General features: G+C 44.7%; 1 protein-coding gene. It reads left to right on the top strand.

All coding sequences use genetic code 11. The annotated features are described in order from the left end of the window. Window positions 1-787, top strand: a 787-nt coding sequence (locus tag A3766_RS26600; RefSeq protein WP_156509165.1) for a sensor domain-containing diguanylate cyclase, incomplete at both ends; no start/stop codon positions are given.

Below are 787 nucleotides of genomic sequence, written 5' to 3'. Positions count from 1 at the left end.
AAGCGAGGCTCGAAGATATTGTTCAACAACGCACACAAGATTTACTTAGCGCCAACCAAGAACTTCGCGATGAGGTTTACATCAGAAAGCAGGCAGAAAAGAGTCTACAAAACACCTCGTCTCGTTTCAGAGCACTATTCGAAACTGCCGGCATCCCGATCATCGTACTTGATAAGAAGTTCAAAATTAAACAATGGAATGCAGCAGCCGAAGTTCAGTTTTCTTATACTAAAGAACAAGTGCTAGGCAATAATTTCATCGATATGTTTGTTCCAGAAAATATTCAGGACGAGACAGCATGGAAATTTACCAAGGTACTCGAAAGCGGCCTTAGTAAAGAAAATATGGAATGCGAGATTATCAGTGGCGACTCGCTTTCGCACACCATGCTCTGGAACATGAACCACCTTAGCAATCATGACGGTGAATCCCAGCAGACGCAGCTTCTTTTGATTGGCCAAAACATTTCCGACATCAGAAAAACTCAAAATCAACTTCACTACCTCGCTCACTACGATGCACTTACCGATACGGCTAACAGACGCCTATTCGAAGACCGCTGCGCCCAAGCGATTCAATCAGCAATTCGACACAAATCCGAGATTGCGCTAATCGGCCTAGATATCGATCACTTCAAACGAATCAATGACACGCTCGGACACGATATCGGCGATCAATTTCTTGTCACCTTAGCCAGCAGACTCAAACAAAGCGTTCGAAAGGAAGACACGATTGCCCGCCTTGGCGGAGACGAATTTGCTATTCTGCTAGCAAATGTATCGGGAAG

This window comes from Oleiphilus sp. HI0132 (genome assembly GCF_001635845.1).
This window is presented reverse-complemented; position numbering and strand designations above follow the sequence as displayed.